We start from the raw sequence: 26,755 nt of genomic DNA, 5'->3' as shown, positions 1-26,755 counted from the left end.
GACGATCCCATCCACCGCGTCGAACTTCACCTGGCCGACGACAGCGACCCCCGCGACGCGCTGGCCGAGTCCGCCGAGCTCTCCCCAGACGACCTCGCCCACCTGCGCGCCCGGATGTCCCGCTTCGGCCCCTGGGCGCTGCCCGCGCTCCGCCTCATCGCCGAGCGCCCGGGGGTGCGGGCCGGCGACCTCGCCCCCGAGGTGGGCTTGGACCTCCACACGTTCAAGGTCAACGTCCGCAAGCTCAAGAACCTCGGGCTCACGATCAGCCTGGGCACCGGCTACCGCATCTCGCCGCGCGGACGGGCGTACCTGGAAATGACGCAGGCCCCCGCCGTAGCGGGGCCCGCGACAACCGTCGGTCACTTGCGCACGTCGGTCAACCCGCCGATGTTGACGTCGGTGTCGTCGCTCGCACGCTCCCGCGCCCGCTCGGGCTGGGGCTCCTCGATCGAGTCCGCCACGATCACCCGCACGTCCTCCTGCTCAGGCGAGGGTACGGCCGGCGCGTCCTGAGCCGGGAACGTGACCACCTCTTGGGCGGGCACCGTGTCGTGCGGTCCCGCCGACGTGTCATGCGGCCCGCCTAGCGTGTCGTGCGGCCCGGACGGGGTGTCGTGCGTGGCGGACAGCTCTTGGGCGGGCAGGGCGTCGTGCGGCGCGGACAGTTCCCGGGCGGGCAGCGTGAGCGCCTCGTCCGAGGGAACGGCCGGCGGCCCCTCCAGCAACGGCCCGGCGGCCGCCTCGTCCCGCATCAGGTCGCCCAGCACGGAGCTGATCTCGGTCAGGCGGCGCACCACCTCGCCATGGGTGTCGGTGAGGTAGCTGACCCGGCGCCCGGCGTGCTCGTCCAGCGAGGCGGCCCGCTGCTGCGCGGCCGTCAGCGTGGACTCCGCCTCCGCGCGGGCCGTGTCGAGCGTCTGCTCGGCCTCGGCCCTGGCCGCGTTCACGGTCCGCTCGGCCTCGGCCTGCGCCCCCTCGACCAGCCGCTCGGACTCGGTCGTGGCCGCGGTCATCGAGCGGTCGGCCTCCGCCCTGGCCTCGCGCAGGGCCTCCTCGGCCTCGGCCCGCGCGGTGGTCAGGGTCTCCTCCGCGTCAGAGCCGGCCTGGGCGAGCATCCGCTCGGCGGCCGAGGTTGCCTCGCCCACGCGGCGCTCGGCCTCGGCCTGGGCGGAGGTCAGGATGTTGTCGGCGGTCTCGCGGGCCGAGGTGACCATGTGGTCGGCCTCCGCCCTGGCGCTCTCCCGCACGCTGGCGGCCTCGCTGGCGGCGTCCTCCTTCTTGGCCGCCGCCTCCTCCTCGCCGAGCTTGAGGATCTGCGCCAGGCGCGGGCTCAGGTCCTCGTAGCTCTGCGGCGCCTCGACCATGCGCCGCCTGGCCTCGGCCAGTTCGATGCGACCCTGTTCCGCCTGGTCGATCGCCCGTGCCAGCCGCTCTTCGAGATCTCGGATTTGATTGCGGGTTCTCATCATGTAGTCGTGGACCTGACGGCGGTTGTAGCCGCGCATCACGACCTCGAAGGTGTCCTCTTGCATCAGATCGGGGATGCTCTCGTGCTGGTTTTTCATGGGGGTTACCTATGGTCTGCGTGAGGCGGGGGACTGCAATTTGTGAGTGTCTGACGACGAGACGTCAGGAATCGACTTTCCTGCCATCTGCCCACGTCCGCAACCGGAACGCCACACCTGGGGCAGGAATTACGATGTCCCGGGTGTACATAGCAGCGTTGGACAACGGGGCAGTTCCGGACATTCATCCCGAGGCGTACATAGCGCCAGGGGCCGTCGTGGTCGGCCGCGTCAGCGTGGGCCGGGCGGCCTCCGTCTGGTACGGCTCCGTGCTCCGCGGAGACGACGAGCGGATCGAGATCGGCGAGGAGTGCAACGTCCAGGACCTCTGCTGCCTGCACTCCGATCCCGGAGAGCCGGCGATCCTGGAGCCGCGGGTCAGCCTGGGCCACAAGGCGATGGTCCACGGAGCCTACGTCGAGACCGGCGCCCTGATCGGCATCGGCGCGATCGTGCTCGGCGGCGCCCGTGTCGGCGCGGGCACCCTCGTGGCGGCCGGCGCCCTGGTCGGTCCCGGCAAGAGGATCCCGCCGGGAGTGCTCGTGGCGGGCGTGCCCGGCAAGGTCGTGCGCGAGCTCACCGACGACGACCGGGCCACGTTCGCGCGTACCCCGGATTCCTATATGGCCAAGGCGATCAGGCACCGTTCGGCGTCCCCCCTCCGATCGTCATAACGGACATTCTGCCCCCTATTGCCGCCGACCGTGGCGGGCAGGCGAAGTACGATGGCCGCCGTGCACCCCTTGGACCCCTTCTCGGCCGTCGAAGCGGACGTGCGCGCGCTGGTGGCGAACCCGCGCTGGGCGGGGCTCCCCGACCATCTCAGGGCCGAGGCGCTGGCGACCACCACGGTCGTCACCCCCGACGGCGGGCGCTGGCTCTTCGGCGCCCACGCCCGCTGGTACCTCCACGACCCCGCCGACGGCCGCTGGCACCTGGCCGCGCCGCCGCGCGGCGTGCCCGTCCGGGCCGGCCGCCACGGCTCCCCCGTCCTGAATCCCGTCCTGCTCCCCACCGGCGCGGACTTCATCGCCCCCGCCGGTTCCACGCAGGCGTTCATCGGCCCCGACGTGCACCCCGACCTCACCGAGGAGATCCGGGTCCTGCTGCGCCGCGCGGGCCGCAAGTCGGAGATCGACTACCCGCTGACCTCCTTCAGGGACGTCTTCGCCGCCGACGTCCCGAGCACGGTCGCCGCCGTCTGGGGCACGATCATGTGGTGCGCGTACGCGCCCGCGTTCGACGGCAACGAGCGCCTGCTCACCATCTTCGGCGAGTACCTGCGCCGTCCCCTGCCCGGCGACGAGTGGGTCCGCTGGCTCACCCGCCCCTCCCTTGACTCCCTGGTCACGCTGTACGCGGAGCGCGTACGCACCAACCCGGCACGCCCACCCGCCCCCTACCCGTGGCGCACGGACCCCTCGCTCGAAGCCCCGCGGAACCCGGCGCCCCCGGGAGCGGGCACCTCAGGGCCCGCCCACTTCCGTTCGGGCACCTCAGGGCCCGCCCACTTCCGTTCGGGCACCTCAGAGGCCGGACACTTCCGTTCAAGCACCTCAGGGGCCGGACACACCGGAACGAGCGCCCCCGGGGCCGGACACTCCGGTTCGAGCCACCCCGGACACGACACCACCCAGCACTCCGCGAGCCCGGGCGGCGGGCCGGCCGCGGGGGCGCGCGGGAGCGGGGACGTGCCGGAGAAGGCCGCGCTGCGCCTGGTCGCGCTCATGGCCGACACCGCGCAGATCCTGGCCGACGACCCGCGCTTCGCCCCCCGCGCCCACGCCCTGCTGGCCATGCTCAAGCCCCTGCTCCACCAGCCCGGCCTCGACCACGCCGCGGCCCTGCGCGGCGACGACGCGGTACGGCGGGCCTGGCTCGCCCGCGTCCCCGCCGACCTGTCCAGGTGGCTCCTGCCCGACACCGACCCCGGCACGGCCTTCCGTCACACGGTCTACGACCTGGTGGAGTCGCTGGCGTTCACCTCCGACGCGGTCAGGGCGGCGGCGTCCTTCCTGACCGACCTGCCGGGGGCGGGCGAGCGCCTGCACGGCTGGCTGGACCACCGGGTCAGGCAGGCGTACGCCGAGCTGACCGCGCATGTGGCCGAGTACGGGGAGCACACCGAGCCGGACGGCTTCGCCGTGCCCGCGTTCCTGTGGACGGGGGCGACGGGCGGCTGGCCGTCCCGCGCGACCTCTCCGGCGACGGCGCGCGGGGTCCTGGTGGCGCCTCCCGACCGGGGTTCGGCCGCGGCGGTGCTGGGCGCGGCGTACGCGGCGGGGCTGACGTGGTGCGGGCTCACGGGGGCGCGGCTGCCGGAGGAGGGGCTGGCGGGGGCTCGGGCGATCGTCCGCAGGCTGGTGCACGAACGCGACGACATCCACCCGTAAACCACTAATACCGTAATTTCTCTCTTACTCCGCCTATATCGTTCTTTCTCCTGAGCAACCGGGCATTGGCTGAATTGTGATCTCAGAAACGGGAAATGATCCTGATGGGGCCCGGCGCCGCAGAAAGGAATGACCCCGATGGGCCATGTCGCCTGAAGGGCCCCGGGCCGTAACCTCGTAGAGGGTGTGGGCTGCGGAAGGAAGGACGACGCGGTGGGGCACGACGACCTGGACTCTCGGGTCCACGATCGTGTCGCGTTGGACGAGATTGCACTCTACGCCGAGGTGCTGACCGCCGTGGCCATCAGCGACCGGCGACTCACCTTGGCCGAGCTCGACGACGCGCTCGGATTGCGGACGACAGCGAGTCATTGAAATGGGCCAGTACAAGAGCTAGTCCCGGACTCCCCCGGGAGTCCGGGACCGCAGCGACAGGACTAGTCACTCCGACTAGGAACGAACCAGACGCGCGATGGCCGCGGACGCCTCCTTCACCTTCGCGTCCGCCTCCGGCCCCCCTGTGTTGATCGCGTCGGCCACGCAGTGCGAGATGTGCTCCTCCAGCAGCCCGAGAGCCACGGCCTGAAGCGCCCGCGTGGCGGCGGAGACCTGTGTGAGGATGTCGATGCAGTAGGCGTCGTCCTCCACCATGCGCTGGAGGCCCCTGATCTGGCCCTCGACCCGGCGCAGCCGCGTGAGATAGGCCTGCTTGTCTCCGCTGTACCCATGCATGGTCCTACGGTACCCGTAAGCGGTATCACCGGCGCGTTCAGCGAAGTTCGTCGATCAGCTTCTCCCACTGCTCGCCCACGCCGTCGGCCGAATGGCGGGCCGTTGACTCCAGCGCCCCGGCGGCCAGCGAGCGGCGGCGCCGTTCGTCGTCGATGAGCGCCAGCAGGGCCGCGGCGAACATCTGCTCCTCGCCCTCGGGCACCAGCACCCCGTTGTAGCCGGTCGCCACGAACTCACTCGGCCCCCTGGCCCCGTCGAAGGCCACCACCGGCACCCCGCAGCCCATGGCCTCCAGCACGGTCATCCCCAGGTCCTCGGTACGCGAGGTCGTGGCCACGATCGACGCCTTGGCGAACTCCCCGGCCAGGTCGGGCGTGGTGCCCATGAAGTACACGTGGTTGTGCAGATCCAGCTCACGCACCAGCGCGCGCAGCCGCCGCTCCTCGGGCCCGCCGCCGTACAGCCGCAGCCGCCAGTCCGGACGCTTGTCGGCCACCATCGCGAACGCCCTGATCAGCCGGTCGTACGCCTTGGCGGGCACCCACCGCCCGCCCGCCGCCACGATCCGGTTGTCCATCCGCGAGCGCGGCCAGGGCCCGCTCGGCAGCGCGTCGGGTACGGCCAGCACCCTCGGCCCGCCCTCGACCAGCCGCGTCCACTCCTCCCTGGCCGACTCGCTGGCCGTCACGACCGCATCGAGCCGGGGGTAGAACTTGCGCACCGGAGCGGGCACCGAGGGCCGGCCCCACTCGCGGGCGATGCGGAGGATCTCACGCGGGCCGTACCTGGCGGCCTGGACAGACAATCCTGGCCGGGTGGTGATCAGAACATCGCTCTTGAGCCCGCGCAACGCCCGCCACAGCGCCACCTCCGTGCGCATCTGCCCGCTGGGGAACAGGTGCCTGACGCCCGGCCTGACGTCCACCACCGAGCGGAGCCTGACCTTGGAGCCGACCGGGAAGAAGGGCTTCTCCTTCTGCCGCCTGATGCTGATCACCTCGACCTCGTGCCGCTCGGACAGGGCGGTGGCGAGGTTGAGGGTGGATCGGATGTCGCCGCGCATGCCGTACGCGGAGGGGAGCATCAGGCTGACCTTCACCCGCCCACCTCGATCCGCAGTTCGTCGTCGGCGGTGTAGCAGGGCCGGACGGGCACGCCGTCCACCTTGGTCGCGGGATAGTGCAGCCTGCGGCGTTTGCCGTCCACGTCGTCGAGGCGCGAGCCGAGGCGCAGCGGCTCGGGCAGGCCCTCGACCTCCAGCGACGGCTCCCAGGTGCCGGACGCCTCCGGGTCGGCGGCGATGACGTCCACCAGGGAGACCGCGGCGTGGAAGCGCACGCCCTGGACGGTGGCCCGCGCCGACAGCCGCGCCGCCGACTGCCTGCGGCGCAGCGCGAGGCTGGCCTCGTGCCGGGCGTCGTCGTCCTCCAGGCCGGTGAAGGCGAGCAGGCCCATCACCTCGAACCGGCCCTCCCTGAACCACACCGAGCGCACCTCCGCCACGGGCTCGGCCTCGTCGATCTTGAGCGCGAGGAAGCCGTTGCGGGTGCGGTAGGAGCGGTAGGCCAGGGTGCGCTTGCACAGCGCGTAGGTGTCGAGGTGGTCCAGCGAGAAGCCGGGGTCCACGCTCCTGAGCCTGGTCCTGGCACCGTCGTGGCGCAGGTAGGCGTCCCATCTGCCGGCGCTGAGACCCAGCGGCGCCAGCGAGACCGCGAGCGTGGCCTCGCGCGACCTGCCTCCCGGCTTGCCGAGCACCACGTCGCGCTCGACGCCCGTTCCCCGATGGCGCAGCACCAGTTCGGTGCCTTCATCGAGCGGGTCGTCGATCGCGAGTCGCAGGGAGAGCACGTCAGCCAGAGTGACTTCCGCGTCTGTGACGACGACGCGCATCGCGAGCCCCCTCCCCGTCGAATGAAGCCATGCGACGTTGAGGTTACCGTGATTTTCCCGTTATGTGGATGGCGGATTTCCGGCGCTTGACCGGTCTGACGTGCGAAACTCCTCCACAAAGCCTGTGGAGGAGTCCGACTTTCCCTCGTCAGGACGCGCCCTTGACCGACTTGATCAAGAGCTGCGCCACGTCCACGACTTCCAGCGACTCCTTCGCCTCGCCGCTGTTCTTCTTCTCGTTGATGGCGTCGCCGAGCATCACCATGCAGAAGGGACAGGCGGTCGAGACGGTGTCCGGGTTGGTGGTCAGCGCCTCGTCCACCCGCTCGGTGTTGATGCGCTTGCCGATGCGCTCCTCCATCCACATGCGGGCGCCGCCGGCGCCGCAGCAGAAGCCGCGGTCCTTGTGCCGGTGCATCTCCTGGGTCTGCACGCCCGGCACCTTCGACATGATGTCGCGGGGCTGGGAGTAGACCTTGTTGTGGCGGCCGAGGAAGCACGGGTCGTGGTAGGTGATCTTCTCCTCGATCGGCGTGACCGGGGTGAGCTTGCCGGTGTCGACCAGGTGCGAGAGCAACTGCGTGTGGTGGACGACCTCGAAGGTGCCGCCGAGCTGCGGGTACTCGTTGGCCAGCGTGTTGAAGCAGTGGGGGCAGGTCGCCACGATCTTCTTGACGCCCGCCTCGTTCAGCGTCTCGATGTTCTGCTGGGCGAGCATGTTGAACAGGTACTCCATGCCCAGACGGCGGGCCGGGTCACCGGTGCACGCCTCCATCGGGCCGAGCACGGCGAACTTCACGCCGGCGATGTGCAGGAGCTCGGCGACGGCCTTCGTGGTCTTCTTGGCCCGGTCCTCCAGCGCGCCCGCGCAGCCGACCCAGAAGAGGTACTCGGCGTCCTCGGGCATCTTGTCCTCGACCAGTTCGACCTCGAAGTCGAGCTCCTCGATCCAGTCGGCCCGCTTCATCTCGGACATGCCCCACGGGTTGCCCTTGTTCTCCAGGTTCTTCACCATCACCCCCGCCTCGGACGGGAACGACGACTCGACCATCACCTGGTAGCGGCGCATGTCGAGGATGTGGTCGATGTGCTCGATGTCCACCGGGCACTGCTCGACGCAGGCGCCGCAGTTGGTGCAGGACCACAGGACGTCGGGGTGGATGATGCCGTCCTCGCCGACCAGCGGCTTCTCCAGCAGCGCGAGCACGTCGGTGTCGGCGTGGCTCGCCTCGGCGCCCTGCAGCAGGTAGGGGGCGACCTTGAAGGCGTGGTCGCGCTGGTCGAGGATCAGCATCTTCGGCGACAGCGGCTTGTCGGTGTTCCACGCCGGGCACTGCGACTGGCAGCGTCCGCACTCGGTGCAGGAGTAGAAGTCGAGGAAGCCCTTCCAGGTCGTGTCGCCGATCTTGCCCCGGCCGAGCTTCTCCGGGTCCAGGTCCTCGTCCTCGAAGTCGACGGCCTTGCCGTCCACCCGAAGCTCGGAGGCGGCGCCGAGGCCGTCGGGGCGGCGCGAGAAGAGCACGTTGAGCGGCGCGGTGAAGATGTGCAGGTGCTTGGAGTTCACCACGATGACCAGGAACACCAGCATGAAGCCGATGTGCAGGAGCAGCGCGATCTCCTCCAGCAGCGCGCTGGCGGGAAGGACGTCGCCCAGGGCGATCGAGACGAACGCGCCGCCGGTGTAGGGCAGGTTGCCGTTGGCCGAGGCGGCGCCGCGGGCCAGGAAGAGCGTCCAGATGATGTTGAAGATCATGAACAGGACGAGCCAGGCGCCGCCCAGGTGCGAGCCGGAGAAGCGGGACTTGCGGCCCAGCGTCTTGGGCGAGTTCTTGATCCGGATGACGGCGAACGCGATGAGCCCGAGCACGCAGGCCACCGCGATGAAGTCCTGGAGGAAGCCGAGCGCCGACCACTGGCCGATGAGCGGGATGTGGAAGTTGGGGCGCCCGGTGATCGCGCCCTGGATGATCCCGCCGTACGCCTCGATGTAGACGGTCAGCAGGATGAAGAAGGCCCACATGACGAAGAAGTGGGCCACGCCGGACGGCGTCCACTTCAGCAGCTTCTTCTGCCCGAAGACCTCGACGATCTGGGCCTTCAGCTCGTCGGGTACGTGCGTCCTGGCGTACTCGACGCGTTCAGGGGCCGGTGGTCCCACGGTCGCGAGCTTGTACAGGAACAAAGCCCTGCGGCCCGCGACGGCCACCGCCGCCACGGTCATGACGAGCGCGAGCACGGCTACCCAGAGCACGGGTCCTCCCACAGACGGCGTTGGCTGCCAGCGTACGGTCGCCGGTCATCCACGCAATGACCAGGTCTCCCCAGAATCCTACCCGTGAGTAACATTCCGGGCCCAACGCGACCCACCCTAAGGTCAACCAGGCTTCTAGAACAATGCTCTAGCCTGTGAGATAACGCTGAATCGTCGGCGCCACCAGCGCCACCAGCTCCTCGTCGTCCGCGCTGGCCAGGGGCTCCAACTGCAGCACGTACCGCGCCATCACCAGCCCGAACATCTGCGAGAAGGCCGCCTCGATCCGCAGGTGCGGCACACCCAGCCCGTCGGCCACCCGGAAGAGCAGCGCGTTGGTCATGAACTCCCGCAGCATCGTCAGCGCCGCCTCGTTCGTCATCGCCGAGCGCAGCAGCGCGATCACCGGCTGACGGGCCTCGTTCTGCGAGGTCAGCGTGAGCACCAGGCGCACCAGCCGCTCGCCCAGCTCCTCCCTCGGCCCTTCCATGATCGTCGGCACGATCTCCTCGGGCCTGATCGGAAGCTGCATGGCCTCGGCGAACATGCCCTCCTTGGTGTCGAAGTAGTGGTGCACCAGGGCCGGATCGACCTTCGCCTCCCTGGCGATGCCCCGCACCGTCGCCTTGTCGAAGCCCTTCTCGGCGAAGACCGTCCGTGCCGCGGCGAGGATCTCGCCCCGCGTGTCCGCGGACCCCGGCCGGCGGCCGGGGCGGCGTTTGACGGTCATCTCCCCACCGCCAGGTAGACGCGCATCGGCACGCTCAGCATGCCGTCGGGGAAGTCGCGCCTGAGCTCGCCGCGCCGCCGCTCCACCAGCTCGTCGGCACGCTCGTCCGGCAGCGCCGCCACATAGGAGTGGGAACGCAGGTCGAGCAGGAAGTCCTCGATGCCGACCAGCCGGTTCCACGGGATCCAGCGCTCCTCGACCACCTCGAAGGCGGCGGCGATCGGCGGCACCGACCACTTCTCGTGCGCCGGGCCCCAGTAGCGCGGCACCTCGGCCGACAGCCGCGCCTCGTAGGCGGCCAGCCACTCGGCCTGTCGCGCGTCGGCGAGGTTCCAGCAGGCCGCGATCGCGCCGCCGGGGCGCAGCGCCCTGCGCGCCTCGGCGATCGAGACGGCCGGGTCCAGCCAGTGCCACGACTGGGCGTAGGTGACCAGGTCCGCGCTGGCGTCGCCCACGGGCAACGCGTTGCCGTCGGCCACGACCGCCGCGACGCCGGCCGTACCGGAGAGGCGGGAGACGAGGTAGGAGAGCATTTCCGCGCCGGGGTCCACGGCCAGCACCCGCGCGCCGCGGGCCCGCAGGGCACGCGTCAGGATGCCCGTGCCGGCGCCGACGTCCACGATCGTCGCGCCCGCGAGGTCGATCCCCGTGATCTCGGACACGGCGCCGTAGACCTCGTCGGGGTAGTGCGGGCGGGCCGCGTCGTAGGCCTCGGCGACCCGGTCGAACACCCTGCCGAGTTCACGTTCGATCATGTGCGCGCCGCCAGGTACAGCCGGGCGAAGGCCAGCGCTTCGGCCAGGTCGTCGATCCGCTCGGTCCGCGAGGCCGCCTTGCGGGTGTTGATCTCCAGGACGACCAGGCCGTCGTAGCCGTTCCTCGCCAGGCGCTCCAGCATCGGCGCGCACGGCTGGTTGCCGCGCCCCGGCACCAGGTGCTCGTCCTTGTTGGTGGTGCCGACGCCGTCGGCCAGGTGGAGGTGGGCCAGCCGGTCGCCGAGCTTGGTCGCCATCTCCATCGCGTCGGAACCGGAGACCGCGGTGTGCGACAGGTCCAGCGTGACGTGGGGGAAGTCGTAGTCGACCGGGTTCCAGTCGGGCGAGTACGGCACCACGTCGTTGCCGCGGGCGCGCAGCGGGAACATGTTCTCCACGGCGAAGACGATGTCGGTCTCCTCGCGCATGCGCGCCAGGCCCGTCTCGAAGTCGCGGGCGTAGTCGCGCTGCCAGCGGAACGGCGGATGCACCACGACCGTCTGCGCGCCCAGCCGCTCGGCGGCCTTCTGCGCCCTGACCAGCTTGGCCCACGGGTCGCGCCCCCAGACCCGCTGGGTGACCAGCAGGCAGGGCGCGTGGATGGCCAGCACGGGCACCTCGTAGTGCTGAGAAAGCCGCTCGATCACGTCGATGTCCTGGCTCACCGGGTCGGCGCCGACCATGATCTCGACCCCGTCGTAACCCAGGCGCGCGGCCAGTTCGAACGCATCGGGTGTGCGTTCGGGATATACCGAAGCGGTGGACAATGCGATCTTCGCATTGGGCACGCGGATGACGTCAGCCACGTTGCCAGCCTAAGCGGGGTGAGGCCACGGCGTGGCGCATGCGCCTACGGTTGACGCATGTCACGCATCGCCCACGGCGCCATCCCGAGTCCCAACATCTGGAACACGCCGCAGGTCTACGAGCTGGAGAACCGCGCCGTCGACCCGGACGGCGCGGCCGACGCGGCGATGCGGGAGATCCGTCCGTGGGACGGCGCGGTCGTGCTCGACGTCGGCTGCGGCACCGGCTACCACCTGCCCGCGCTCGCCGCGCGGGCCGCGAGGGTGATCGGCGTGGAGCCGCACGGCGACCTGGTCAAGCTGGCCCAGCGGCGCTGCGCGGGCCTGGCCGGCGTCAACGTGCACCGCGCCACCGCGCAGAGCCTGCCCGTCCCGGACGCGAGCGTGGACGTGGTGATCGCGCGGTGGGCGTACTTCTTCGGTCCTGGCTGCGAGCCCGGACTGCGCGAACTCGACCGCGTGGTACGGCACGGCGGCGCCGCCTTCGTCGTCGACCTGGACGCCACCCGCGGCGACTTCGGCCGCTGGTTCCAGCGCACCGTGCCCAGCTACTCCCCCACGGCCGTGGAGACCTTCTGGAACCGGCAGGGCTGGCTGCGCCGCGACCTCGACCTGCGGATGTCCTTCGCGAGCCGGGCCGACCTGGAGGCGGTGCTGCGCATCGAGTTCACGCCTGAGGTGGCCGCCGAGGCGATCCGGCGCACCCCCGGGCTTGAGGTGGCCTATCCGAACGTGCTGCGCTGGCGTACCTATTGACCTTGACGTTGGTGTCAACGTTTAGCGTGGAGGCATGCGGATCGGTGAACTGGCCAGACGGGCCGGCGTGAGCACCAGGTCACTGCGCTACTACGAGCAGCACGGCCTGATCAGCGCCCGGCGCTCCGCCAACGGCTACCGCGAGTACCAGGAGGACGACGTCCGGCTGGTCAGCGAGATCCGCACGCTGCTCACCAACGGTTTCACGCTGGACGACGCCCGGCCCTTCGTCGAGTGCCTGCGCTCCGGCCACTCCTCCGGCGGCGACTGCGCCGGCTCGGTGGAGGTCTACCGGCGCAAGCTGGAGGAGATCGACTCCGAGATCCGCACGCTGCTCGCCCGCCGGGCCGAGGTGGCCGCGCAACTCTGCTCAGGATGTGCCTTCAAGGGGGATCGATGATCACGCTGACCACGGACAACTTCGACGAGCAGGTACTACGGAGCGACAAGCCGGTGCTCGTGGACTTCTGGGCCGAATGGTGCGGGCCGTGCCGCATGGTCGCGCCGGTGCTGGAGGAGATCGAGGCCGCGCACGGCCTGACGATCGGCAAGCTCAACACCGACGAGCACCCGCAGATCATGGCGCGTTTCGGCGTGATGAGCCTGCCGACCCTGATCCTGTTCGAGAACGGGCAGCCGTCCAGGCAGATCATCGGCGCCAAGCCGAGGCGCCTGCTGGAGCGCGACCTGGGCCTCGCGTAGTTTCGCGACCTGGCCTCGCGTACTTGCGCGACCTGCGCGACCTGGCCTCGCGTAGTTTCGCGACCTGGCCTCGCGTACTTCCGCGACCTGGGCCTCGCGTGGTTTGTCGTTCCCGCCCGCTAGCCTGCTCCGCATGGCCAAGACTGCGACGGGTTATCGCTGCACCGAGTGCGGCTGGCGCACGCTCAAGTGGGTCGGCCGCTGTGGCGAGTGCCAGGCCTGGGGCACGGTCGACGAGGAGGGCGCCAAGGGCGTCCACGTGGTGCAGGCGGGGGCGACGACGGCGCCGGCCGTACCGATCGGGCAGGTCAAGGCCGAGATCGCCACCGCGCGCACCACCGGCGTGGGCGAGCTCGACCGGGTCCTCGGCGGGGGCATCGTGCCCGGCGCCGTCATCCTGCTGGCCGGGGAGCCCGGCATCGGCAAGTCCACGCTGCTGCTGGAGGCGGCGGCCTCCATCGCCCAGCGCGCCACCGTCCTCTACGTCACGGGCGAGGAGTCGGCCGCGCAGGTCAGGCTGCGCGCCGACCGCATCGGGGCGCTGCGCGACAACCTCTACCTGGCCGCGGAGACCGAGCTGTCCGCGCTGGTCACGCACGTGGAGAAGGTCCAGCCGCGCTTCCTCGTGGTCGACTCGGTGCAGACGATCGGCTCCGCGCAGACCACCGGCGTGCCGGGCGGCGTCACCCAGGTGCGCGAGGTCGCGGCGAACCTGGTCCGGCTGGCCAAGGAGCGCAACCTGGCGACCGTGCTGGTCGGCCACGTCACCAAGGAGGGCTCGATCGCCGGGCCCCGCACGCTGGAGCACCTCGTCGACGTGGTGCTCAACTTCGAGGGCGACCGCCACTCGCGGCTGCGCCTGGTGCGCGCGGTGAAGAACCGCTTCGGCCCGACCGACGAGGTGGGCTGCTTCGACCTGCACGAACGCGGCATCGAGGGCATCACCGACCCCACCGGGCTGTTCGTCTCCCATCGCAGCAAACCCGTACCCGGCACCTGCGTGACCGTGACCGTGGAGGGCACCCGGCCGCTGCCCGCCGAGGTCCAGGCGCTGGTCGCCCGCACCGAGGCGCAGCAGCCCCGGCGCACCACCTCGGGGCTCGACTCCTACCGGGTGCAGTTGGTGCTGGCCGTACTCGAACGCCGGCTCAACGCCAAGCTGGGCGGGTGCGACGTGTTCACCGCCACGGTCGGCGGGCTGAAAATCGCTGACCCCGCCGTTGACTTGTCCGTTATGCTCGCTGTGGCCAGTGCGGCGGGTGACAAACCGCTGCCGTCCGGCCTGGTCGCCCTCGGTGAGGTCGGCCTGGCCGGGGAGCTGCGGCCGGTCAAGGACGTCCGGAGGCGGCTCACCGAGGCCGCGCGGCTCGGGTTCACCCGCGCGCTCGTACCCGCCGGATCGCTTGAGGAATCGGGCGGCAAGCGTGCCGGACAGCGCTCGCTGGTCCCGGTCGGACCGGTGTCGTTCGCGCCCGGCTTCGAGGTCGTGCAGGCGGAGAACGTGTGGGACGCACTCACACACGTCACATAGCCCCGCTAAGCTGAAAGTTGACGTATCTACACGGGGGTCAGGTGCCAAACGACAGGAGTCTTGACGACCGTCGTCGCGAAGCCCTGGCCGCAGTGGCGCCGGGCACCCAGCTACGCGACGGCCTGGAGCGGATCCTGCGCGGGCAGACCGGCGGCCTGATCGTGCTGGGCTACAACGACTCCGTCGAGGATCTGTGCAGTGGCGGGTTCCTGCTCGACGTCGAGTTCTCGCCCACCCGGCTGCGCGAGCTGGCCAAGATGGACGGCGCGATCGTCATCCACCACGCCGAGGACAAGATCGTCCGCGCCGCCGTCCACCTCGTGCCCGACCCGTCCATCCCGACCGACGAGTCCGGCACCCGCCACCGCACCGCCCAGCGCGTGGCCCGCCAGACCGGCCTGCCGATCATCGCGATCAGCAAGTCCATGCGCATCATCGCCCTCTACCTCGACGGCATCCGCTACGTGCTGGAGGAGTCGGCCGCCATCCTGTCGCGCGCCAACCAGGCGCTGGCCACCCTTGAGCGCTACAAGCACCGCCTCGACGAGGTCTCCGGCACGCTGTCGGCGCTGGAGATCGAGGACCTGGTGACGGTCCGCGACGTGGCCGCCGTGGCGCAGCGGCTGGAGATGGTGCGCCGCATCAGCGACGAGATCAAGGGCTACGTGGTCGAGCTCGGCACCGACGGCCGCCTGCTGTCGTTGCAGCTCGACGAGCTGGTGGCCGGGGTCGACTCGGAGCGCGAACTGGTCGTCCGCGACTACCTGCCCGCCCCGGCGGGCCGGCGCCACCGCAACTTCGCCGAGGCGCTCCACTCCCTCGACAACCTCACGGGCAGCGAACTCCTCGACCTGTCCGCGGTCGCCCACGTCCTGGGCCACAGCGGCAACGAGACCCTGGACAGCCCGGTCAGCCCGCGCGGCTTCCGCCTGCTGGCCAAGGTGCCCCGCCTGCCGGCGACGGTCGTCGACCGGCTGGTGGACCACTTCGGGGGGCTGCAGAAGCTGCTCGCGGCCAGCATCGACGACCTCCAGGCGGTGGGCGGCGTCGGCGAGTCCCGCGCCCGCAGCGTCCGCGAGGGCCTGTCCCGCCTCGCCGAGTCCAGCATCCTTGAGCGTTACGTGTAGCGGCTGTCTCTTCTGAGGTTGTCGCGGCCGGGCCACCTGTCGTTCCCTTCCACCACGCCGCGTGCCAGGAGCGGAGTTGTCACGGCGAGAAGTCCGTGAGCCCTCACGACCATCGCTCGACGGGCGCGCGCGGGCGGCGGCGGGGCGGGTGGGGTGGCTTGCCGTAACGGAAAGGCGCTAGCGGAGGTGGAAGACGACCAGGGGGCTCTTGAGCTTGCCCAGGCGGGCCACCGCGACGTAGGTGCCGGGGAGCGCGTTGGGGCGGGTGGCGGCGCACTCGGTGCGGGAGCGTTTGCGGTCCCAGTCCACCGTGCGGACGAACGGGATGCCCCGCTCCAGCTTCTGCGCCGTTCCCGTGTCCCCGCTCACGCAGTCGGCCGTCGACCAGATGCGGTCCTCGCCCGACGTGATCCGGATCTCCATGGCCCGCGGGCCCACGTCGGTCGTGCACATGACCTGGCCCGTGTTGACGAGCGTGGCCATCAGGTGGGGCATGGCGCCCGCGCCGTACACCTCCTGCCTGCCCTGAAGGCTGAGGACCAGGTCGCGCTCCTCGCACGGCGCGCCGGGTCGCTTCACCTTGGCCGGGGCCGGGGTGGCGGGGTTCTTCGTGGGGGACGGGGTGGGGCTTGGGCTGGCCGTACCGAGAGCGAGAGTACGCAGACCGGCCAGAAGCGGATCGGCCGCGGGCGGACCGCTCGTGGCGGTCTGCGCGCTGGAGCTCCGCTGCGGACCGCTGGAACCGCTGGAGCAGGCCCACGCCACGACGGCGACCACCACCAGCACTCCGACCAGCACGCTCATGCGCCGACGCCAGTAGACGTCGCCGCCATCGCCACGCATCGCATCCGAATCCATACGCACAGCATGGTAATTCTGTGGCCACCGAGGGTGACGACACGCCGTCATCCGCCATCTCCGCGTACGCTAAGGCGGGTGATCGAGCCGATCCTCCTCCACACCCCCGTTCTGGAGTGGTACGCAGAGAAAGCCCGGGATCTCCCTTGGCGTGCCGATGACGCGACGCCCTGGGGCGTGCTGGTCAGCGAGATCATGCTGCAGCAGACGCCGGTCAGCCGGGTGCTGCCGATCTGGCACGAGTGGATGGAACGCTGGCCCACCCCCAAGGCTTTGGCCGTGGAACCGCCGGGCGAGGCGGTACGCCACTGGGGCCGCCTCGGCTACCCGCGCCGCGCGCTGCGGCTGCACGCGTGCGCCAAGGCGATCACCGACGAGCACGGCGGCGAGGTCCCCTCGGACCACGCGACGCTGCTGTCCCTGCCCGGCATCGGCGAGTACACCGCCGCCGCCGTGGCCAGCTTCGCCTTCGGCGGCCGCCACGCCGTCCTGGACACCAACGTCCGCCGGGTCTTCGCCCGAGCCGTGACCGGCGACGAGTACCCGCCGACCGCGACCTCAGCCGCCGAGCGCCGCCTCGCCGAAGCCCTCCTGCCCGCCCTGGGCGCGCCCCGCTGGGGAGTGGCCGTCATGGAGTTGGGCGCCCTGGTCTGTACGGCCCGCAGCCCCCGCTGCGCCGACTGCCCGATCTCCCACGTGTGCACGTGGCGCCTGTCCGGCAAACCACCCCACGACGGCCCGGCCAGAAAGGGCCAGACATACGCCGGAACCGACCGCCAGTGCCGCGGCCGCCTCCTGGCGGTGCTCCGCGCCGCCCACGGCCCGGTCCCGAAGGCGGCGCTGGACGCGGTCTGGGACGACCACGTCCAGCGCGAACGCGCCCTGGACGGCCTCATCACCGACGGCCTGGCCGAACACCTGGCCGACGGCACCTACCAACTCCCCACCTGACGCCCGGGTCGCGCCACAGGCGCCCGAGCGAGGATCGGCGCCACGTCGTCCAGTGCGGCGAGCACGCGGCGCGGAATACGGCGTGGTCAGGCGATCCAGGCCGGGGTGCCGAAGTCCTGGCCGTCGGCCCCCGTCGCGCGGGCATCGCCCGGAGCGGTCACCACGGCGGTGTAGCCCTCGGCCTCGTCGGCCACGATGTGGCGGAGCGTGCGGGCGGGCATGACGACGGTGTCCCCCGCCCCCACCGTGAAGGTCTCCTCACCCAGCGACACGGTGGCACTCCCCGCGATCCAGGTCCACACCTGCTCGACGTCGAAGTCGTGCACCGGCCCCTGGCCGCCGGGCTTCACCTCCACCCGCCACAGGGACCGGCTGGCACCGCCCTGCGTGGGCGAGGCCAGAGTGGTCATGACACCCCCGGGCGTCTCGGTGACGCGGGCGTCGGCGTTGCGGACAAGAGTCATGGCGCTCACCTCGTGTAGAATAGACAACCAAGTTGTCCATAAAGGTAAACGAGGTTGTCTATCATGTCAAGCGAGCCTCCCGGTTTCGAGCTGCCGCTGCGCCTGTTCATGGGGTTCCGCGTGATCATCGATCAGCTCCACGCCGAGCTCGCCCGCCAGGGCCACCCGGACCTCCGCCCCATGCACGGCTTCGTCATGCAGGCGGTAGGCCCCCACGGCACCACCGCCGTCGAACTCGGCCGCACCCTGGGCGTCACCAAACAGGCAGCCGGAAAGACCATCGACACCCTGGAACGCCTCGGCTACGTGGAACGCAGCACCGACCCCACCGACTCCCGCCGCAAAACCGTCAACCTGACCGCGCACGGCGTGGACGCCCTGACCAAGTCCGCCACCATCTTCGACGACCTACGCCGCACCTGGGCCGACACCTTGGGCGAACACCGGCTGAGCGCCCTGGAACACGACCTCCGCACCATGACCCCGCCAGACTTCTTCCGCCTGGACATCCCCGGCTGGTTCGGCACCCTCTAACCCCACGCCCCCACGCTCGCCACAAGACCAAGCCCCCTGCCCACCCCCGAACACGACCCAACCGCCAGGCCCAGCACAACACGCCACAGCGGGCCGAGACAGCGCAACACGGAGCAGCACGGCGGCACCGCCGGGCAGACCAGCGCAGCGCGGCGGGCCGAGGGAAGCGGGCCCTCCGCGGGCCCGCCGCGGGCCCTCCGCGGGCCCTCCGCGGGCACGGACCGGCGTGAGCCCCAGCGGGGACAGAGCCGCACGAGGCAGCGCAGGCGGGAGTCGCGGAGTGGGGTGAGGGGCTCTCAGTACGGGAGAGCTCTGGGTCAGGCGGCTAGCTGGAGGCCGAGGCTGGTGAGGTTGGTGCGGGCCCAGTCGAGTTCTTCGGCCAGGAGGTTGACCAGGGCGCCGGGGCCCTTGGCGCGGCCGGGGACCACGAGGTTGTGGGTTTCGACCTCAATGTGGGCCGTGCCGTTCACCGCGCCGGACAGCATCGCCGTCAACGTGTCGTGCAGGACCGCGCCGGTGCTCGGGTTCTCGTCGGTGTGGTTGTGGACGTGGCCCAGCTTGACCACGGGGGCGCCGGCGGCGGCCAGGCCGCGTAGCGCCTCGCCGGGCTCCTCGGCGCCGCAGGCCAGGTGGCAGGCGTCCAGGCACACGCCCAGGTGTTCGGAGTCGATGCCGCACACCCGTTCCAACGCCTGCTCGGTCGTCTCCAGTACGCACCCGGGCCACGGCTCGAAGCCGACCCTGATGGTCTTGCCGGTGACGCTGTAGATGCCGCGCAGCTCGCGCGCCAGCCGTTCGAGACGCTTGGTGGCGATCGCGTGCAGATCGGACGGCCAGTCGCGCCGCCAGCCGATCGGAATGGTGGAGATGCTGCCGAACCGTACGTCCTCCGGCAGCAGGAACGCCAGGATCTTGGCCAGCGCCATCGTGTAGCGGTAGCGCTCGGGCTTGGCCCAGTCGGGGCCGGGGACCTCCTGGTTGCGTCCGCCGGTGCCGTTGAGGCTGACGACCTCGAGACCGCGCTCCTCCAGGGAACGGCGCAGCCGTACCAGCTCGATGCGGTCGGCCGTCAGATGGTCGGCCACGGCCGGGGACAGCCACAGCCCGATCCCCATGCGATCCACCCCGAGCCGCTTGCGCACGGGTACGGCGTAGCGGGTCAGGTGGGCGATCAGGTTCTCAAGGTCTTCCGCGGGGTGCACGCCTGCGTTGTAGGCCAGGTGAACGAGCGTTCCGTCGTCGTGACGCAGGCGCATCGGCTTCCTCCACGGCTTGCACTGGTGTTGTTCCGGTCGGCCGCCTCGGGAAATCGCGCGGACCCTGTCCGAGCATGTCGGCTCCCGGGTGGCCCACGCGTCCGCCCTGAGTTGATTCCTCACTACTCCCCAGGGAGCAGCCTCACGGTAGGCGCGCCTTCTTGTGGCGCACTTGGACGAGACTTGGCGACCTCATGCTCTACACAGTGTAGTACTACCTGCCGTGGTGAAACACCCCGTCCAACAAACGATTCGGAAACATTGCCGGGGCAAGGGTGCGCGCGTCACGGCGGGAAGCGGTGAGGCGGAGGAGCGTGACCCTGGAGGGCCGGTCACGCGCGACGGGGGTGGGGGCCGGCGGGCTTGCCGTACGGGATGGAAGGTCTTGCCGGCAACGCCCGCACAAGACCGGCCGGAAAGCACCGAGCCCCCCGCGGAGACCGCGGGGGGCTCGGAGTGACCCGGTCAGTTCTGGATGGGCGCTGCGATCGCCGCCGCCGAGTCGGGCACCTGGGTGGGCGCCGTCTCGCCGGTGAAGATGAACTTGGCGTTGTCGCCTTCGCCCTCGATCGTCACCTTGATGACCTGGCCCGCGCGCAGCTCGCCGTAGAGGATCTTCTCCGACAGCGAGTCCTCCAGCTCACGCTGGATGGTACGGCGCAGCGGCCGGGCCCCCATGACGGGGTCGTAACCGCGGTCGGCCAGGAGCTGCTTGGCGTCCTGCGCGACGTCCAGCGACATGTCCCGGTCCTTCAGCCGCTCCGACACCTGGGCGAGCATCAGATCGACGATCTTGATGATCTCCTTCGGCGTGAGCTGGTGGAAGACCACGATGTCGTCGACACGGTTGAGGAACTCGGGCCGGAAGTGCTGCTTGAGCTCCTCCTGGACCTTGGACTTCATCCGGTCGTAGTTGGACTCCGTGTCGTTCGACTTCGCGAACCCGACTCCGATGCCCTTGGAGATGTCCCGGGTGCCGAGGTTGGTGGTCATGATGATGACCGTGTTCTTGAAGTCGACCACGCGGCCCTGGGCGTCGGTCAGGCGACCGTCTTCCAGGATCTGCAGCAGCGAGTTGAAGATGTCGGGGTGGGCCTTCTCGATCTCGTCGAACAGGACCACGGAGAACGGCTTGCGCCGCACCTTCTCGGTGAGCTGGCCGCCCTCCTCGTACCCGACGTAGCCGGGCGGGGAGCCGAACAGCCTGGAGACGGTGTGCTTCTCCATGAACTCCGACATGTCCAGCATGATCAGCGCGTCTTCGTCGCCGAACAGGAACTCCGCCAGCGCCTTGGACAGCTCGGTCTTACCGACGCCGGACGGGCCGGCGAAGATGAACGAGCCACCGGGGCGGCGGGGGTCCTTCAGACCGGCGCGAGTACGCCGGATGGAGCGCGACAGGCCCTTGATGGCGTCGTCCTGGCCGATGATCCGCTTGTGGAGCTCGTCCTCCATGCGGAGCAGGCGCTGGGACTCCTCCTCGGTCAGCTTGAAGATCGGGATGCCCGTCGCCGTGGCGAGGACCTCCGCGATGAGCTCTTCGGTGACCTCGGCGACGACGTCCATGTCGCCGGCCTTCCACTCCTTCTCCCGCCGCTCGCGCTTGAGCTGGAGCTGCTTCTCCTGGTCGCGGAGGGCAGCCGCCTTCTCGAAGTCCTGCGCGTCGATCGCGGACTCCTTGTCGCGGCGGACGTTGGCGATCTTCTCGTCGTACTCGCGCAGGTCCGGCGGAGCGGTCATCCTGCGGATGCGCATCCGGGAACCGGCCTCGTCGATGAGGTCGATCGCCTTGTCGGGCAGGTAGCGGTCGCTGATGTAGCGGTCGGCCAGGCGGGCCGCCGCGACCAGCGCGTCGTCCGTGATCGACACGCGGTGGTGCGCCTCGTAGCGGTCGCGCAGACCCTTGAGGATCTCGATCGTGTGGCTGAGCGAGGGCTCGGCCACCTGGATCGGCTGGAACCGGCGCTCCAGCGCGGCGTCCTTCTCGAGGTACTTGCGGTACTCGTCGAGCGTGGTGGCGCCGATGGTCTGCAGCTCACCGCGGGCCAGCATGGGCTTGAGGATGCTGGCGGCGTCGATCGCGCCCTCGGCGGCGCCCGCACCGACGAGCGTGTGCAGCTCGTCGATGAACAGGATGATGTCGCCGCGGGTGCGGATCTCCTTGAGCACCTTCTTCAGGCGCTCTTCGAAGTCACCGCGGTAGCGGGAGCCGGCGACCAGAGCGCCGAGGTCAAGCGTGTAGAGCTGCTTGTCCTTCAGCGTCTCGGGCACCTCGCCCTTGACGATCTTCTGGGAGAGCCCCTCGACGACGGCGGTCTTGCCGACGCCGGGCTCGCCGATGAGAACGGGGTTGTTCTTGGTCCTCCGGGAGAGGACCTGCATGACCCGCTCGATCTCCTTCTCACGGCCGATGACCGGATCCAGCTTGCCCTCGCGGGCTGCCTGGGTCAGGTTGCGGCCGAACTGGTCGAGCACCAGGGACGTCGACGGCGCCGACTCCTGCGGTCCGCCCGCGGCGGCCGGCTCCTTGCCCTGGTAGCCGTGCAGTAGCTGGATCACCTGCTGACGCACACGGTTGAGATCGGCTCCAAGCTTGACCAGCACCTGCGCCGCCACACCCTCACCCTCGCGGATGAGCCCGAGCAGGATGTGCTCGGTTCCGATGTAGTTGTGGCCCAGCTGCAAAGCCTCACGGAGCGACAGCTCGAGGACCTTCTTGGCCCGCGGGGTGAAAGGAATGTGCCCCGACGGAGCCGACTGGCCCTGGCCGATGATCTCCTCGACCTGCTGGCGCACACCCTCAAGGCTGATGCCGAGACTCTCCAGAGCCTTGGCGGCAACGCCCTCACCTTCGTGGATCAAACCAAGAAGAATGTGCTCAGTGCCGATGTAGTTGTGGTTGAGCATCCTGGCCTCTTCTTGGGCCAAGACGACAACCCGCCTCGCTCGGTCGGTGAACCTCTCGAACATCTCGTCGCTCCTCACAGAGCGGTCAGTCAGGCCGGTTTAGTCCGGTCCCGTCATCCCGCATGCTAGCCCTGGCTCGGCGAACCGTGCCCACTGCCGCTGACACGCTCTATAGCAGAGACGTTCCCCGAGAGCAGGGCGTTCACCCTCCATCCAACTACCGTTCGGGGGTGGTGTGTTCCCGATACGCCGCAAGCGAACGAGGTTTAGGACGCCCTCGGCGAAGGGCCGGGAAATTACCGCCCGCCACGCGCACGGACCGCCACGGCGGGGCGCCGGACACATCCGTAAGCCGTACTTGACATCCTATGGCCTCCCGGCAAGCGGTTGGCATGCGATCAGCCAGCGACTCCGCACTGATCGGCATTCAGGAATCAAGGCCGCGTAAACCGCGAGTGCATCGGCAAATCCGGCTGCGGGGAGTGAGTACTCGCTCGGTACGGCGGAGCGAAATCGCCGGGAATCCCAGGCACCAAATGCGGCGCAATGGGCCCCCTGGTCCACGATGCGAGACGCTCAAACCAGGACAAAGACCGCCCTATAAAACGATCATGCGCTTATGGCAGTCGCCGGGGTTCTAGGCAACTGTCATAAGCGCATGGTCGAGCGCGACAGCGGTTAGTGCGCGGCTTCGTACTTCTCCACCACGGTGGAGGCGATTCGGCCGCGCTCGCTGACGGGCAGGCCGTGAGCCTTGGCCCACTGCCTGATCTCGGAGCTCTTCTCGCGGGTCATCGCGCGCTGCCCGCCGCGACCCCGACGACGCGTGGAGACGGCACCGCCGCGCCTAGCGTGCTGCACGAAAGGCGAGAGCGCATCCCTCAGCTTCTTGGCGTTAACGTCACTGAGGTCAATCTCATACGAAGCGCCGTCAATAGCGAAGCTGACCGTCTCATTGGCCTCGCCCCCATCGAGGTCATCGATGAGAATCTCCTGGATCTGCTTGGCCATCTACGCAATCCTTTCCCGGAGCATTGTTTCATTCGCCTGCCCAAACATATACCCGGAAAGGCGCTAAGACAATTCAGGGGACACGGATTCGGCTGACTCGCCGATCAGTTGTGCTTCTCGACCCGATCCTGGCGGTTTGGCCGGAGGCCCGTGAGGGTCTGCGGGGCGCCTTCAGCGCACGCCAAAGTCGAAGCCGCCGCCGGCTCCAGGCGGGGTCACGGCGGCCGCCAATGCTTCCGTATGGCCTTCCATTCGTGCTCGGCGGGCGCGCCGACGCGGGGTTTGCGCGGTGGCGGATATCCCGGGAACCGGCTGAACGCCTCGGGCGCGGCGCCGCGTGGGGCGGCCGGTTCGCCTACCACCGCCGTCGCCCGACCATAGCGCCACGCCGATGCCACCCGTGGGGCAGGTAGCCCCTGGGGATGACCTGGGCGACTGACAGCCTAATGCCAGTCTCTCCAGGCTCCTTACCGGATCAGGGGAAATTCTTGGGGCGTCAGGCCCGCCCGTGCTCGCGCGGATCTTTGACCACCCGCGTTCCGGCCAGCCTGTCATGTGGCCCGCGCAGTTGGGGCCGGTCGATGAGGATGAGCATCCCCACCCCGAACGCCACTACCGCGGCCACCAGATCGAGCACCGGAATGCCCATCAACATCGTCGGGCCCGGATACAGCAGAGCGCGTTTCAGCAGCCCGCCGGAGGTGACATCGGCGCCGCCCGCGGGAACCACGCGAATCCGCATGATCGCCTGTCCGAAGGTTCGCCCGCCCGCGGAATGCGACACGCAGTCGTAGACCGTATAGAAGAGCCCTGCGACGAACCAAGCGAAGACCTCGGGCAGCCGCCCGTCGAAGACCTCCAGCAGCCCTACAGACCGGAAGAACGTCCACAGCGCGATGAACAGAATGTAATAGAACACGCCGAAGACCAGAGCCTCAATGAGGCGCGCGACCAGCCGCTCCCACCATTCGGCGGTCACTGTGCGTTGGGCGGGCGCGGCCATAGCCTCAACCTCTCGACGGCCTATTGATCGGCTGTCTCCTCATTTTGGTACGGCCGGGCCCCACATGAAACAGGGGCCACCGGACGGCGGCCCCTGAATCCATGACCACGACCACTACTTGATCTTGACCACCACGGTACGCGCCACCTTGTCGGCGAACGTCTGCTGCAGCGGCTTGTCCCACAGCTGCGAGGCGCCGTTCAGCGCGACGAAGATGTAGCCGAGCCAGCCCAGGAACGGAATGCCCGAGATCAGGTATCCGCCCCACGTGACGCCGGCCCGCTTCAGCGCGGCGTCGGTGGGCAGCCCGCCGGTCGGCATGGCGCCGCCGACCTGAACGATCTTGATGCCCATGACGATCTTGCCGAGCGTCTGGCCGTTCATCTTGGTCATGATGAGCTCGTAGGCGATATAGAGCGCCCCGATCAGCACACCCGCGATGAGTCCGACGAGCACCGGGCCGAAGAAGCCCGACGTGGAACCGTCGAGGGAGCTGTACGTCGCCAGGAAGATCCCGGCCATGATCAGGCTGACCACCCAGTAGACGATGCCGAACAGCACACCGTCGATGATTCGGGCGACCAGGCGCTGCCACCACTCGGCCAGGGGGGCCGGCGCGCCGGGCGGCTGTACGCCCACCGGCTGACCGTACTGCTGGCCGTAGCCGGGCTGGTAGCCCTGCTGACCGTAGCCCTGGGGCTGCTGGCCGTATCCGGGCTGCTGGCCATAGCCGGGCTGCTGCTGGCCGTAACCCGGCTGGGCGTACTGCTGCCCGGACGGGGGCTGCTGGCCGTAACCGGGCTGCTGGCCGTAACCCGGCTGCGAGCCGGGCTGCTGACCGTAGCCGGGCTGCTGCTGGCCGTATCCGGGCTGGGAGCCTGGTTGCTGGCCGTACCCGGGTTGCTGCTGGCCATAGCCGGGCTGGGACTGGGGCTGCTGACCGTAACCGGGCTGCTGGCCGTAGTCGGGTTGCTGCTGGCCGTAACCCGGCTGCGAGCCGGGCTGCTGGCCATAACCAGGCTGCTGCTGACCGTAGCCGGGCTGGGAGCCTGACTGCTGGCCGTACTGCTGCTGGCTGTAGTCGGGCTGGCCGTATCCGGGTTGCTGCTGGCCGTAGCCAGGCTGCGAACCGGGCTGCTGACCGTAGCCGGGCTGCTGACCGTATCCCTGCTGCTGGCCGTACTGGGGCTGGCCATAACCGGGCTGGGAGCCGGACTGCTGTCCGTATCCCTGCTGGCCGTAGGGGTCACCGTCATGGCGGTAGCCCACGACCGTCACGTCCGGGTCGGGCTCGCCCTGTGCGTGGCCCGCGTTGTGCTGTCCGTATTCGGGGGTCCCGGAATTGTCGCCGGGATCGTCCTGTGGATACGGCGGCTGTCCGGTGCTCACCGTGTCACCTCGCTTCGAGTGTGCATGTGGCACATGTCAGGACACATGCCTTCGCTGCCCAACGTATCGACATAGGTATCTACAATCACCTTTCCCTTTGGTCGAGGTCCGAGTCAAACGACGGGAGGTGGAGCAACATCCTGGTGTTGCCCAGGGTGTTGGGCTTGACGTGCTCCAAGTCGAGGAACTCGGCTACACCCTCGTCATAGGAGGCGAGCAGCTCGGCATAGACCTCGGGGGACACCGGGGTGCCCTTGATCGGGTTGAACCCATGCGCGGCGAAGAAATCCACCGCGAATGTCAGGCAGAACACCCGCCGCAGGCCGAGTTCGCGGGCCGTACCGATCAAAGCGGTAACGATTTGGCTCCCGACCCCGAGACCGCGGACGTCGGGGTCGACGGCCACGGTGCGAATCTCGGCGAGGTCCTCCCACAACACGTGCAGGGCGCCGCATCCCACGACCTGCCCGTCACGCTCGGCCACCCAGAACTCCTGGACGTCCTCGTAAAGGGTGACCGTGGCCTTTTCCAGCAGGCGAGGCCCGGCTCCGGCATAGGTGTCGACCAGGCGCCTGATCGTCCGGACATCCGGCGTACGAGCTCGCCTGACGACGACCTCGATGTCGGGTACGGCCCGTTCGACGACCTGTTCCATGGCACTTCAGAGTACAGACGCAATTACGGCTGAACCCTATTTGCCCACCTACTTCCCCGAACATCTCACCTAGTGGACGAGCATGCCCGACCACAGGCGACGCCCCCTCGACCACCAGGCGAATACCCGATGACGAGCAATGATTCCCTCGGTGACGCCGATCCTCACGTACGTCCCATGCACCCGCAAAGTGCGCATAAAGTCGCTCTTGTACGGCGGAGCACGTGATCCCCCCGTGACACTTCGGTTGTGAAACCTCAACCGACTTGGCAGTTCTGGTTGAGCACGAACCAGGAGTGCACTAGTGTCCAGCGTCGATGTCACCCGCGCTTTGCGCGCGGCGGCACGCCTAATCCCCTCCCCAGGGGAGCCGGGGACCCGCCGGTGGCCTCAGGCCACCCCGGGGTGAATCCGAGCCACGGCTCGGTAGGGCTGCTCCGGCCCGAACCCGTCAGCTAACCCGGTAGGCGGCCACGAGAGGAGCTG

General features: G+C 69.5%; 25 protein-coding genes and 1 riboswitch. Of the genes, 9 read left to right on the top strand and 16 right to left on the bottom strand.

The window, feature by feature from the left end; translation table 11 throughout:
• Nucleotides 1-362: 362 nt before the first annotated feature.
• Nucleotides 363-1,568: a hypothetical protein gene (locus ACIBEJ_RS43110; RefSeq protein ID WP_397188754.1), complete on the bottom strand. Its 1,206-nt coding sequence runs from the start codon at nt 1,566-1,568 to the stop codon at nt 363-365.
• Nucleotides 1,569-1,702: 134 nt separating this feature from the next.
• On the opposite strand from ACIBEJ_RS43110, the gene ACIBEJ_RS43105 reads away from it, so the two are divergent.
• Together ACIBEJ_RS43105 and ACIBEJ_RS43100 are read left to right on the top strand one after the other, a co-directional pair.
• A complete protein-coding gene (locus ACIBEJ_RS43105) occupies nt 1,703-2,242 on the top strand; it encodes a gamma carbonic anhydrase family protein (RefSeq protein ID WP_397188753.1) in 540 nt (179 codons plus the stop codon).
• 60 nt (nt 2,243-2,302) lie between these two features.
• Nucleotides 2,303-3,961: a hypothetical protein gene (locus ACIBEJ_RS43100; RefSeq protein ID WP_397188752.1), complete on the top strand. Its 1,659-nt coding sequence runs from the start codon at nt 2,303-2,305 to the stop codon at nt 3,959-3,961.
• Between the two features lie 450 nt (nt 3,962-4,411).
• Here ACIBEJ_RS43100 and ACIBEJ_RS43095 read toward each other — a convergent pair whose 3' ends face one another.
• The 7 genes from ACIBEJ_RS43095 to ACIBEJ_RS43065 all read right to left on the bottom strand — a co-directional run bounded on the left by ACIBEJ_RS43095 (nt 4,412) and on the right by ACIBEJ_RS43065 (nt 11,125).
• A complete protein-coding gene (locus ACIBEJ_RS43095; protein WP_184971324.1) occupies nt 4,412-4,693 on the bottom strand; it encodes a metal-sensitive transcriptional regulator in 282 nt (93 codons plus the stop codon).
• A 37-nt stretch (nt 4,694-4,730) separates the two neighbouring features.
• Complete coding sequence (locus ACIBEJ_RS43090; RefSeq protein WP_397188751.1) at nt 4,731-5,792, bottom strand: glycosyltransferase; 1,062 nt, start codon at nt 5,790-5,792, stop codon at nt 4,731-4,733.
• Nucleotides 5,789-6,541, bottom strand: coding sequence for a hypothetical protein (locus ACIBEJ_RS43085; protein ID WP_397188750.1), 753 nt, complete (start codon nt 6,539-6,541; stop codon nt 5,789-5,791). Before ACIBEJ_RS43085 ends, ACIBEJ_RS43090 begins: the two co-directional genes overlap by 4 nt.
• 190 nt (nt 6,542-6,731) lie before the next feature.
• A complete protein-coding gene (locus tag ACIBEJ_RS43080; RefSeq protein ID WP_397188749.1) occupies nt 6,732-8,834 on the bottom strand; it encodes a (Fe-S)-binding protein in 2,103 nt (700 codons plus the stop codon).
• 148 nt (nt 8,835-8,982) lie between these two features.
• On the bottom strand, nt 8,983-9,564 hold the full coding sequence (locus tag ACIBEJ_RS43075; protein ID WP_397188748.1) for a TetR family transcriptional regulator: 582 nt from the start codon (nt 9,562-9,564) through the stop codon (nt 8,983-8,985).
• Complete coding sequence (locus ACIBEJ_RS43070) at nt 9,561-10,319, bottom strand: class I SAM-dependent methyltransferase (RefSeq protein WP_397188747.1); 759 nt, start codon at nt 10,317-10,319, stop codon at nt 9,561-9,563. The genes ACIBEJ_RS43075 and ACIBEJ_RS43070 overlap by 4 nt, the downstream gene beginning before the upstream one ends.
• Entirely contained in the window at nt 10,316-11,125 is an 810-nt protein-coding gene (locus ACIBEJ_RS43065) for a sugar phosphate isomerase/epimerase family protein (RefSeq protein WP_397188746.1), read from the bottom strand. The genes ACIBEJ_RS43070 and ACIBEJ_RS43065 overlap by 4 nt, the downstream gene beginning before the upstream one ends.
• A gap of 57 nt (nt 11,126-11,182) precedes the next feature.
• On the opposite strand from ACIBEJ_RS43065, the gene ACIBEJ_RS43060 reads away from it, so the two are divergent.
• The 5 genes from ACIBEJ_RS43060 to disA all read left to right on the top strand — a co-directional run bounded on the left by ACIBEJ_RS43060 (nt 11,183) and on the right by disA (nt 15,241).
• Entirely contained in the window at nt 11,183-11,881 is a 699-nt protein-coding gene (locus tag ACIBEJ_RS43060) for a class I SAM-dependent methyltransferase (RefSeq protein ID WP_397188745.1), read from the top strand.
• A gap of 34 nt (nt 11,882-11,915) precedes the next feature.
• Nucleotides 11,916-12,281 carry a MerR family transcriptional regulator gene (locus ACIBEJ_RS43055; protein ID WP_397188744.1) on the top strand — a complete coding sequence of 122 codons (366 nt, stop codon included), beginning with the start codon at nt 11,916-11,918 and terminating at the stop codon, nt 12,279-12,281.
• Nucleotides 12,278-12,583 (top strand): thioredoxin, encoded by a 306-nt coding sequence (trxA, locus tag ACIBEJ_RS43050; protein ID WP_397188743.1) that lies wholly within the window; start codon nt 12,278-12,280, stop codon nt 12,581-12,583. Before ACIBEJ_RS43055 ends, trxA begins: the two co-directional genes overlap by 4 nt.
• Nucleotides 12,584-12,716: 133 nt before the next feature.
• Nucleotides 12,717-14,114: a DNA repair protein RadA gene (gene radA / locus ACIBEJ_RS43045; RefSeq protein ID WP_397188742.1), complete on the top strand. Its 1,398-nt coding sequence runs from the start codon at nt 12,717-12,719 to the stop codon at nt 14,112-14,114.
• A 41-nt stretch (nt 14,115-14,155) separates the two neighbouring features.
• A complete protein-coding gene (gene disA / locus ACIBEJ_RS43040; protein WP_397188741.1) occupies nt 14,156-15,241 on the top strand; it encodes a DNA integrity scanning diadenylate cyclase DisA in 1,086 nt (361 codons plus the stop codon).
• A gap of 177 nt (nt 15,242-15,418) precedes the next feature.
• Here disA and ACIBEJ_RS43035 read toward each other — a convergent pair whose 3' ends face one another.
• Nucleotides 15,419-16,099, bottom strand: a complete 681-nt coding sequence (locus tag ACIBEJ_RS43035; RefSeq protein WP_397188740.1) for a hypothetical protein — start codon at nt 16,097-16,099, stop codon at nt 15,419-15,421.
• Between the two features lie 195 nt (nt 16,100-16,294).
• Between ACIBEJ_RS43035 and ACIBEJ_RS43030 the strand changes: the two genes are divergently transcribed.
• Nucleotides 16,295-17,050 (top strand): A/G-specific adenine glycosylase, encoded by a 756-nt coding sequence (locus tag ACIBEJ_RS43030; protein ID WP_397188914.1) that lies wholly within the window; start codon nt 16,295-16,297, stop codon nt 17,048-17,050.
• A gap of 86 nt (nt 17,051-17,136) precedes the next feature.
• On the opposite strand, the gene ACIBEJ_RS43025 is transcribed toward ACIBEJ_RS43030, so the two are convergent.
• Nucleotides 17,137-17,514, bottom strand: a complete 378-nt coding sequence (locus tag ACIBEJ_RS43025) for a cupin domain-containing protein (RefSeq protein ID WP_397188739.1) — start codon at nt 17,512-17,514, stop codon at nt 17,137-17,139.
• Nucleotides 17,515-17,577: 63 nt separating this feature from the next.
• Here ACIBEJ_RS43025 and ACIBEJ_RS43020 point away from each other — a divergent pair, with 63 nt between their 5' ends.
• Complete coding sequence (locus ACIBEJ_RS43020) at nt 17,578-18,048, top strand: MarR family winged helix-turn-helix transcriptional regulator (protein WP_397188738.1); 471 nt, start codon at nt 17,578-17,580, stop codon at nt 18,046-18,048.
• A gap of 317 nt (nt 18,049-18,365) precedes the next feature.
• On the opposite strand, the gene ACIBEJ_RS43015 is transcribed toward ACIBEJ_RS43020, so the two are convergent.
• The 6 genes from ACIBEJ_RS43015 to ACIBEJ_RS42990 form a co-directional block, all read right to left on the bottom strand.
• Nucleotides 18,366-19,304, bottom strand: a complete 939-nt coding sequence (locus ACIBEJ_RS43015; RefSeq protein WP_397188737.1) for a sugar phosphate isomerase/epimerase family protein — start codon at nt 19,302-19,304, stop codon at nt 18,366-18,368.
• A 465-nt stretch (nt 19,305-19,769) separates the two neighbouring features.
• Entirely contained in the window at nt 19,770-22,274 is a 2,505-nt protein-coding gene (locus ACIBEJ_RS43010; RefSeq protein ID WP_397188736.1) for an ATP-dependent Clp protease ATP-binding subunit, read from the bottom strand.
• 615 nt (nt 22,275-22,889) lie between these two features.
• On the bottom strand, nt 22,890-23,222 hold the full coding sequence (locus tag ACIBEJ_RS43005; protein WP_184971356.1) for an Lsr2 family protein: 333 nt from the start codon (nt 23,220-23,222) through the stop codon (nt 22,890-22,892).
• A 496-nt stretch (nt 23,223-23,718) separates the two neighbouring features.
• Complete coding sequence (locus ACIBEJ_RS43000; RefSeq protein WP_397188735.1) at nt 23,719-24,225, bottom strand: RDD family protein; 507 nt, start codon at nt 24,223-24,225, stop codon at nt 23,719-23,721.
• 114 nt (nt 24,226-24,339) lie between these two features.
• A complete protein-coding gene (locus ACIBEJ_RS42995; protein WP_397188734.1) occupies nt 24,340-25,614 on the bottom strand; it encodes an RDD family protein in 1,275 nt (424 codons plus the stop codon).
• Between the two features lie 85 nt (nt 25,615-25,699).
• Entirely contained in the window at nt 25,700-26,269 is a 570-nt protein-coding gene (locus ACIBEJ_RS42990; protein ID WP_397188733.1) for an amino-acid N-acetyltransferase, read from the bottom strand.
• A 336-nt stretch (nt 26,270-26,605) separates the two neighbouring features.
• Nucleotides 26,606-26,754, top strand: a riboswitch (cyclic di-AMP (ydaO/yuaA leader).
• Nucleotide 26,755: the final 1 nt, after the last annotated feature.

The organism is Nonomuraea sp. NPDC050790, assembly GCF_044456745.1.
Taxonomy (GTDB): domain Bacteria; phylum Actinomycetota; class Actinomycetes; order Streptosporangiales; family Streptosporangiaceae; genus Nonomuraea.
This window is presented reverse-complemented; position numbering and strand designations above follow the sequence as displayed.

Excerpts from the sequence above, each read along its gene's own strand:
- ACIBEJ_RS43110 (WP_397188754.1), bottom strand. The coding sequence starts at position 1,568 with ATGAAAAACCAGCACGAGAGCATCCCCGATCTGATGCAAGAGGACACC.
- ACIBEJ_RS43105 (WP_397188753.1), top strand. The coding sequence starts at position 1,703 with ATGTCCCGGGTGTACATAGCAGCGTTGGACAACGGGGCAGTTCCGGAC.
- ACIBEJ_RS43095 (WP_184971324.1), bottom strand. The coding sequence starts at position 4,693 with ATGCATGGGTACAGCGGAGACAAGCAGGCCTATCTCACGCGGCTGCGC.
- ACIBEJ_RS43075 (WP_397188748.1), bottom strand. The coding sequence starts at position 9,564 with ATGACCGTCAAACGCCGCCCCGGCCGCCGGCCGGGGTCCGCGGACACG.
- ACIBEJ_RS43070 (WP_397188747.1), bottom strand. The coding sequence starts at position 10,319 with ATGATCGAACGTGAACTCGGCAGGGTGTTCGACCGGGTCGCCGAGGCC.
- ACIBEJ_RS43060 (WP_397188745.1), top strand. The coding sequence starts at position 11,183 with ATGTCACGCATCGCCCACGGCGCCATCCCGAGTCCCAACATCTGGAAC.
- ACIBEJ_RS43055 (WP_397188744.1), top strand. The coding sequence starts at position 11,916 with ATGCGGATCGGTGAACTGGCCAGACGGGCCGGCGTGAGCACCAGGTCA.
- trxA (WP_397188743.1), top strand. The coding sequence starts at position 12,278 with ATGATCACGCTGACCACGGACAACTTCGACGAGCAGGTACTACGGAGC.
- radA (WP_397188742.1), top strand. The coding sequence starts at position 12,717 with ATGGCCAAGACTGCGACGGGTTATCGCTGCACCGAGTGCGGCTGGCGC.
- ACIBEJ_RS43035 (WP_397188740.1), bottom strand. The coding sequence starts at position 16,099 with ATGGATTCGGATGCGATGCGTGGCGATGGCGGCGACGTCTACTGGCGT.
- ACIBEJ_RS43030 (WP_397188914.1), top strand. The coding sequence starts at position 16,295 with ATGCTGCAGCAGACGCCGGTCAGCCGGGTGCTGCCGATCTGGCACGAG.
- ACIBEJ_RS43025 (WP_397188739.1), bottom strand. The coding sequence starts at position 17,514 with ATGACTCTTGTCCGCAACGCCGACGCCCGCGTCACCGAGACGCCCGGG.
- ACIBEJ_RS43020 (WP_397188738.1), top strand. The coding sequence starts at position 17,578 with ATGTCAAGCGAGCCTCCCGGTTTCGAGCTGCCGCTGCGCCTGTTCATG.
- ACIBEJ_RS43015 (WP_397188737.1), bottom strand. The coding sequence starts at position 19,304 with ATGCGCCTGCGTCACGACGACGGAACGCTCGTTCACCTGGCCTACAAC.
- ACIBEJ_RS43010 (WP_397188736.1), bottom strand. The coding sequence starts at position 22,274 with ATGTTCGAGAGGTTCACCGACCGAGCGAGGCGGGTTGTCGTCTTGGCC.
- ACIBEJ_RS43005 (WP_184971356.1), bottom strand. The coding sequence starts at position 23,222 with ATGGCCAAGCAGATCCAGGAGATTCTCATCGATGACCTCGATGGGGGC.
- ACIBEJ_RS43000 (WP_397188735.1), bottom strand. The coding sequence starts at position 24,225 with ATGGCCGCGCCCGCCCAACGCACAGTGACCGCCGAATGGTGGGAGCGG.
- ACIBEJ_RS42990 (WP_397188733.1), bottom strand. The coding sequence starts at position 26,269 with ATGGAACAGGTCGTCGAACGGGCCGTACCCGACATCGAGGTCGTCGTC.